The organism is Leuconostoc gelidum subsp. gelidum KCTC 3527, assembly GCF_000166715.1.
Lineage (GTDB): Bacteria > Bacillota > Bacilli > Lactobacillales > Lactobacillaceae > Leuconostoc > Leuconostoc gelidum.
In genome coordinates, this window is record NZ_AEMI01000031.1 from 1 (window position 1) to 7659 (window position 7659).

The following is a 7659-nucleotide window of genomic DNA, read 5'->3' on the forward strand; positions in this document are numbered from 1 at the left end:
CGACTTGTTTCACGTAGAAACAAGCGTTTTTATATTGTCCAATCGTCGAGAGACAGGACTTCATGTGTTGGTTTTTTTTGTACTTGTTTAATTTGATCAGGCGTTGACACACCAGAATAAACCAGTAACGTATCAATATTGTTGTTAATACCTGCTAAAATGTCCGTGTTGTAATTGTCACCAACCATAATAACATCTGCTTTTTTGACGGACATACGTTGCAGCGCACCAGTCATAATTGGGGATTCGGGTTTTGCAATAACTAACGGATTTGTCTGTGTCGCTGTTTGAACAGCAGCTATTATTGCACCAGCACCAGGCATCAAACCATGTTCTGTTGGCAAATTTGTATCAACATTAGTCGCAATAAATTTGGCACCAGATTGAATTGCTTCGGTTGCTATTGCTAATTTTTGATAGGTGACATGGTGGTCTAAACCAACTACTACGGCGCTTGCAGACGCATCAGTTACAATTGTGAACCCGGCGTTTGTTAATGCTTCGACTAGGCCAATTTCACCAATGACATAAATTTTAGTGCTTAAGGGCATGTGTAGTGACAAATAATCAGCAGTTGCCATAGCACTTGTGTATACTTGATCGGGTGATGTGGGAATATCATGGTTGATCGTTAAATTTTTCGCTACATCGATGGGATTCTTGGTTGAGTTGTTTGTGACAAATAGATAAGGAATTTTGGCGTCTCGTAAACGTTCAATAAAACGCCTACCTGAAGGATACTTAGTTTTACCTTGATATATCGTGCCATCGAGGTCAATGAAATAAGTTTTATAGCGTGTCATAGTTTAATCTCCATTTAATTTGAGTCAATTATATTATATACATCAACTAGTGTTGATATCAAACAACGAATCAACGGACTTCTCTCCAATCTCAATCTCCCTAAACATAAAATCTCCCTAAAATATTTTATAAAACATGTCCGCCCGCAAGCAGTTGCGGGTTTTCGTTGCATATAGGGATAAATTGGTGCAACTCATTACTGAAAAAGGTAGAATAGAGTGATGAAAGCTGTATCAACTTTACTAGATCTAACATAATTTGGGGAAAACCATGTCTAAAAAATATAGAACACCACCTTTTTTAACACCATCGGCTATTGTATCGCTTATAGTGGCTATCAGTGCGGGGAACATAGCTGTCAATGTGGCAACGGGAACAAGTGAGGGTGGACAAACTGCACCACGTCAAAGTAGTATAAGCCCGTCATCGTCTACGTCAATTAGTAATTCAGATTTGACCACTAGTAAAACAACATCTAACAGTAATGATGAATCTTCTGGTAAAGAAGATGAATCTCCTAAGCAGACGACAAGTAGTACAGCGAATACCTCTGCAGATAGTAGTAGTACAGCACCCAGCATATCCAGTAGTGACGCACCTGCTAGTTCTTCAAGTTCGGTATCAGGATCTAGTGCGCCATCAGCAGCAACATCTGAAGCAAGTTCGCGTGCAAATAATGTTCCGGGGGGAGGCCAATAATGTTTACAATTCTTGATTTAATTAATCATTATTTAGGCTATTTTACAACTAGCTCCAAAATAAAAGGGCGCATTTATACCGCAGTCAGTGCTGTTGGTGTTTGGTACTTAGTTTATTTAGCTTATCGCTTTTTTGCTAACGGTCGTTGGTTACGAGGATCATTGATAGCTGCTTTTTTTGTTTTTTTGTTGTATTTTGTGGTGCTAAATATAATATATTATTTTACAAAATCTACTTTTAAATGGGATGTTTCACCACATATTGAAAAAATACTTGGTGGACCACATGTTGATGAAGAAACAACTAAACAGGCGACTATGATACCAGCCAATGGTATATATCAACGCCAAAATATTATGACTGGTGTTGTTGAAAGTGACACAGTGCAACAAGAAAATATTACATTATTAGCAACAGAGTTGGATCAGTTAGGTTTAATGAATCATGATTACGGCCATCTTGGAGAACAGGCACAGCGACAAATTATTGCGCAACGAGATGTTGTGTTTGCTAACCATCCAGGTACACCATTACCATATTTTGATATGGTGGTTATGAATGATACAACCAAGATTCTAGGTGGTGTGAATCAACTGCAAGCGCATGATCTCGGAACGTTAGTTATGGTAGGTATGACACCAACGAAACAAGCACTGAACAATTATCGTTTGGCGCTATCTGCAGTGCTAGTTGTTGGTGGTGTTGGTCATACTGCGACACGTACAGAATTAACTAATACTGAAAGAGCATACAAAATTCAAGTAGAGGTAGCTTACGAAAAAAAGAATTGAATTACTTCAATTCTTTTTTCATACCGATATGAGTTATGCCTGCGTCAGAAAATTCAGAACCATATGTGTGGAAATTTAATCGATCGTAAAATTTTCTAGCTTGTATTTGAGCACCGAGGTCTAGCGTATGAATATGGTAAATAGGGGCAAGATTTTCAATGTAGTCAAATAGTTGTGAACCAAGGCCCTGACCACGCATAGCGTACAATGTTGCGACACGTTGGACATGCCAAATACCCGTATTTTCTTCTATGACACGTGCAGTGGCTGCGGGTTGGCCATTAACGTAAGCAACGATATGCAAGGCTTTTTCCTCTGCTAGTCGGTTGTCCATTTCATCAGCGAGTGATACACCTTGTTCTCCAACGAAAACAGTGGTTCTTATATTGAGGGCATCATCATGGATTACGCCAAGCCCTAATTGATGTTTAATTTCTATTGTCATATTAATATTATAACAAGATTTAACACAAGATGTATAGGATATTGGTATAATGGAAGTTATGGAAAACCGAGTAAAAAAAACTTTGAAGCGTTTCTACAGTAACGTTCTTTCACCTAAAAATTGGATACGCCAATTAAATACACGGCTGGGAATTTTCACATGGGTCATTGTAGCCTTAACATTAAAGACAATTTTAGCTTATGGTGCTGATTTTGAGTGGTTACATGTGCAAGATCCAATTCAAGTCGTACTCATGTTACTGAATCCGGTGGGATTTACAATTGTGCTGTTTAGTCTGACACTTTTTATCAAGCCTAAGCAATTGTATTATGGCGCACTCATTGTACTCGATGCAGTGATGACATTGTTGTTGTATCTTAATGTTATTTACTTCAGAGAGTTTTCAGATTTCATGTCAGTTAATACAATGCTTGGCTATAATACAGTTAATCAAGGTGGGAAAGCTGCGGGCGCTATAGCTTTTGGAATTCATGATTTTTTATTTTGGATTGACATTGTCATACTGATTGCTTTATTTTTAGCACGTAAAATACGTTTTGATAACGAATTATTACCTCGTTTTAAACCATTTAAAATTTTGACAATTGGATTTTTTATTTTAACGACTAATCTTTTGGTGGCAGATATTGATCGACCACAGCTTTTAACGAGACAATTTGATCGAGAATACATGGTTAAATATCTCGGACTTGGGCCATTTATGATTTATGATGGCATTAACACGTATCAAACAGGACAAGTACGTAAAAGCGCTACACCGGAAGAGTTTACACAAGTTAAGAATTATATTCAGAAACATTATGCTAATATAAATCCAGAATTTTATGGCAAAGCAAAAGGAAAAAATGTGATTGTCATTCATCTGGAGAGTTTCCAGCAAATGTCAATTGACCGTAAGATTAATGGTCAAGAAGTGACACCATTTTTAAATAGTATTTATCATAGCAACAGTACCATTGCGTTTGATAATTTTTTTCATGAGGTCGGCCAGGGAAAAACGTCGGATGCTGAAAATATGTTGGAAACATCTACTTTTGGGTTACCACAAGGATCGTTATTCTCAAAACTAGGTAATGATCAAACATTTCAAGCAATGCCAGCAATTCTAGGTCAACGAGCTGACTACTCGAGTGCAGTATTTCATGGTAATTTGGGGACTTTTTGGAATCGTAATAATGTCTACAAACATATGGGTTATCAAAACTGGGTGTCTGGCGATTACTTTGATCTTACTGGTCAAAAGGCCACAACGTGGGGATTGAAAGACAAATTATTGTTTAAGGAGTCAGTGCCTTATTTAGAAAATTTGCAGCAGCCATTTTATGCAAAATACCTGACCGTGACTAACCATACACCATATACGTTAGACAGGGAAGATCGTGATCCAAATTTTGTTACGACTAATAGTGGCTCGAAAATAGTTGATAATTATTTTGTGACTAATCATTATTTAGATCAATCGGTGAAAGAATTTTTTAATTATCTCAAAGCTTCTGGCTTGTACGATAATACGATGGTCGTTTTATATGGGGATCATTATGGTATTTCTAATACAGATGCTAAGTATTTGGCGCCTATTTTAGGAAAAGACGAGAGTGAATGGAACGATCTAGATAATGCTGACTTACAGCGTGTGCCATTTATGGTGCATATACCTGGGATGAAGAAAGGGTATATTGACCATCAATATGGCGGTGAAATCGATGTTGCGCCAACAGTTGAACATTTGTTAGGTGTTAGCACACAACGTTATATACAGTTTGGACAAGATTTGTTGAGTAAACAACACTCAGATGTTGTTGCATTTCGTAATAAAGACTGGATAACAAGTGATTACGCGAGCTTATCCGATCGTTATTGGGACGTGAAGACAAATGAAATCATTACAAAACCTAGTCCCACATTACAGAAAACATTCGATCATATTCAATCGGGTGTGAACGAAAAATTAGCGATGTCAGATAATCTTAATCAGAAAAACTTATTACGTTTTTATAAACCAAAGGCGTTTAAGGAAGTTGAAGTGAGTCAATTTGATTACAGTAAACGTGCAACAATTAGCCGTCTAAAGAAACAAAACGTTGTTTTAGGGAAATCATCAACTAGCTTATTTGCTAAAAACGGGAATCAATCAACATTAAGCAAATATGTAACAGACGCACCGGAAGCAAATGACGAAAAAACTGATTCGACACGTTTGTTACCACGTAATGCGGATGACTGGAGTCAGATAGAATAGTGATAATTTGTCAACTTAGGGTTGCTGCTAACAGAGCTGCCCGCAAGTTGGCATTTTTTGTTACAATAGATTAAATGTCATTTGGAGGTGTATTAAGATGGAAATTTTGATTGCGTTAGAAAATATTGGATTAGGTGGCATGAAGCGCGCCACAACAGTAGTTGGGAATGCATTGAGCACACGACATTCGGTGACATATTATAGCTTTTCAGATACTGAACCTTTTTATGACTTAGAAGCACCACTGATCATCGGGAAAACGCCTCGGATATTAGATAATGATGCGCAGCCATTTGAACGTTTTGATCAACAAATAAAAGAGTTTGAAGCAGTTGCTAGTCATTTTGATGTTGTTATTTTAGCTGGTGGGTTGTTATCCAGCTTTGCGGCACGGTTAAGTTTACCAAATACCAAACTAATCGGTTGGATGCATAATAATGTTCATACGTATCAAACGCAGTATTATGCAGCTATGCGGCAAGAGTTTGATGCGGGTTTACGTGCCTTAGATGTTATTGTTGCATTAACGGAATCTGATTTGGCTGGATTTTCAGAATATAATACAACAGTTAAAATTTGGAATCCATTGACTATTACGCCCAATGGACATGCTGATTTAAAAAAGCATATCATTGCTTTTACAGCTCGAATTGCTATTCAACATAAAGGAATTGATTTTGCCGTGCAGCTAGCTTCAAAGTTACCTGAGGATTGGAAATTAGCAATTGCTGGCAGTGGATTGCCAGAGGATATGTTAGTATTTAAACAATTAGTGGCAACCTATCAAGCGACCGATAAAATTATTTACCGCGGTGCGTTGAAAGATGATGATTTGCGGGCGCATTATCAAAATGCGAGCCTATTTGTACAAACTTCGCGCTGGGAAGGGCTACCATTAGTCCTAGTTGAAGCTATGAGTTTTGGATTACCGGTTGCTGCCATGAGAAACACAGGGTCAGCTGAAGTATTGCGCGAAGGTGATTACGGTATTTTGACACCTACTGCTGATGTGGTAGCTTTGTATACAGCAATTGAGCCTATTCTTCTTGACGAAAAAATTCGTCAGTCGTATTCTGATAAGAGTCTACAACGTGTAGAAAATTTTAAAATTACGCCCATATTATCACAATGGGAAACATTATTTAACCAAAAATTTGACAACTAAGTTAACAAGAATATAATAATGCATAGAGGCGCATACGCATGAGTTCAGAATCGATCCCTACACACTTGAGAAAATTCAAAAAACCATCATTTGATAATTTACAATTTCGAATTGGTGAATTAGCACGTATGACAAATGTATCTACTCGGCAATTACGTTATTGGGAAAAACAAGGTTATGTTTCGGCAATTAAACGGAATGATTGTCAAGAAACGCGTTTATATGGGTTTCGAGCTTACATTAAGGTATCGATCATCAAACAACATCTTGATGACGGTGAATCATTACATGAGGCCATTTTAGCGGCTAATGAGCAACTTGAGACTGTATCAGTTATGCAACATATTATGAAAAAAGCCTTTCAAGGCGTCGAAAAGTATGAAGATGGGTTTGTTGTTAATCTTGGGTTTTTTGATGAGGATGAGACGCAATTACTTTATGCTTCTATTGACGGGGGGAAAGTCAAGTATAAGCTTGTGAATGTGTCTGATAAAAATGCACAGTCATAAAATTGAAAATGATAATGTCAGTTAAGGAGCATAGCAATTATGACAACGACTTGGACACATCAGTTCATAATAACTAACCAAAATGCGGGTCAGTCCATTAAACAAACATTGAAAATGTGGCTGTTGCCACAGCGGATCCGTGGTGCGTTACGAATTAAAAAAAACTATCTCGTCAATGGTAACGAAGTACCCACCAACTATGAATTACAAATCAACGATAAATTAATTTTACGGTTTGATCAGGAGGATTTTCGGACGAGCGAATCACATTATCCACCAAATGGTGCGCAGCGTGTTATGATCGTTTTTGAATCAGAAGATTTCGTTATTGTAAATAAGCCTGCGGGTATGAAAATGCATCCACATTCACTAACAGAAAATGATACATTATTAAATTATTTGGCTGCCGATTTCAGTGAGAGACGTCTTGTCAGTGCTGGTGTTGCGGCAAGGCCATATATGGTTCATCGTCTTGATCGTGAGACATCGGGAGCTGTTATTGTAGCTAAAAATCCTATTATTGTCCCAATATTGAACCGAATGTTAGCTGACAAAAAAATTAAACGTACTTACTTGGCATGGGTCAATGGTAAAATGACTGGTAATTCCGGGACAATTAATGCGCCGATTGGTGTAGATTTGGATGATGATCGAAAACGTATGGTCAATGGCAATGATGAACAATTAGCAATAACACATTGGACGCAGGTACATACGGTATTTCAAAAAACGCTGTTACGTTTACAATTAGAAACGGGTCGTATGCATCAAATTCGTGTTCATCTGGCAGCTATTGGGCACCCAATCATTGGTGATTCATTGTATGGCAGTACAGTGGGAACTGTACGTATGATGTTGCATGCAACATCAATTGAACTCACGATACCATTCGATGGGGACACAAAAATAGTTAGTGTACCGGTACCAGCAGATTTTCCACGGCAACTTTTAATACAATAAAAAAACATCTCACACATGATGAGATG

The 7659-nt window shown here is 37.7% G+C and carries 8 protein-coding genes; 6 read left to right on the forward strand and 2 right to left on the reverse strand.

Features of this window, described 5'->3' with window-relative positions:
* Nucleotides 1-29: 29 nt before the first annotated feature.
* On the reverse strand, nucleotides 30-803 hold the full coding sequence (locus tag EUI_RS0107690; RefSeq protein ID WP_010017245.1) for a TIGR01457 family HAD-type hydrolase: 774 nt from the start codon (nucleotides 801-803) through the stop codon (nucleotides 30-32).
* Between the two features lie 271 nt (nucleotides 804-1074).
* Between EUI_RS0107690 and EUI_RS0107695 the strand changes: the two genes are divergently transcribed.
* Together EUI_RS0107695 and EUI_RS0107700 are read left to right on the forward strand one after the other, a co-directional pair.
* On the forward strand, nucleotides 1075-1503 hold the full coding sequence (locus EUI_RS0107695) for a hypothetical protein (protein ID WP_010017246.1): 429 nt from the start codon (nucleotides 1075-1077) through the stop codon (nucleotides 1501-1503).
* Complete coding sequence (locus tag EUI_RS0107700) at nucleotides 1503-2294, forward strand: DUF6681 family protein (RefSeq protein ID WP_010017248.1); 792 nt, start codon at nucleotides 1503-1505, stop codon at nucleotides 2292-2294. The genes EUI_RS0107695 and EUI_RS0107700 overlap by 1 nt, the downstream gene beginning before the upstream one ends.
* A 1-nt stretch (nucleotide 2295) precedes the next feature.
* On the opposite strand, the gene EUI_RS0107705 is transcribed toward EUI_RS0107700, so the two are convergent.
* Nucleotides 2296-2739 carry a GNAT family N-acetyltransferase gene (locus EUI_RS0107705; protein WP_010017249.1) on the reverse strand — a complete coding sequence of 148 codons (444 nt, stop codon included), beginning with the start codon at nucleotides 2737-2739 and terminating at the stop codon, nucleotides 2296-2298.
* Nucleotides 2740-2788: 49 nt separating this feature from the next.
* Here EUI_RS0107705 and EUI_RS0107710 point away from each other — a divergent pair, with 49 nt between their 5' ends.
* The 4 genes from EUI_RS0107710 to EUI_RS0107725 all read left to right on the forward strand — a co-directional run bounded on the left by EUI_RS0107710 (nucleotide 2789) and on the right by EUI_RS0107725 (nucleotide 7633).
* Entirely contained in the window at nucleotides 2789-4999 is a 2211-nt protein-coding gene (locus EUI_RS0107710) for an LTA synthase family protein (protein ID WP_010017250.1), read from the forward strand.
* 97 nt (nucleotides 5000-5096) lie between these two features.
* Nucleotides 5097-6164, forward strand: coding sequence for a glycosyltransferase (locus EUI_RS0107715; protein ID WP_010017251.1), 1068 nt, complete (start codon nucleotides 5097-5099; stop codon nucleotides 6162-6164).
* Nucleotides 6165-6202: 38 nt separating this feature from the next.
* The gene (locus EUI_RS0107720) at nucleotides 6203-6673 is read left to right on the forward strand and encodes a MerR family transcriptional regulator (RefSeq protein ID WP_010017252.1); all 471 of its coding nucleotides are present in this window, start codon (nucleotides 6203-6205) and stop codon (nucleotides 6671-6673) included.
* Nucleotides 6674-6712: 39 nt separating this feature from the next.
* The gene (locus EUI_RS0107725) at nucleotides 6713-7633 is read left to right on the forward strand and encodes an RluA family pseudouridine synthase (protein ID WP_010017253.1); all 921 of its coding nucleotides are present in this window, start codon (nucleotides 6713-6715) and stop codon (nucleotides 7631-7633) included.
* The last annotated feature ends 26 nt before the right edge of the window (nucleotides 7634-7659 follow it).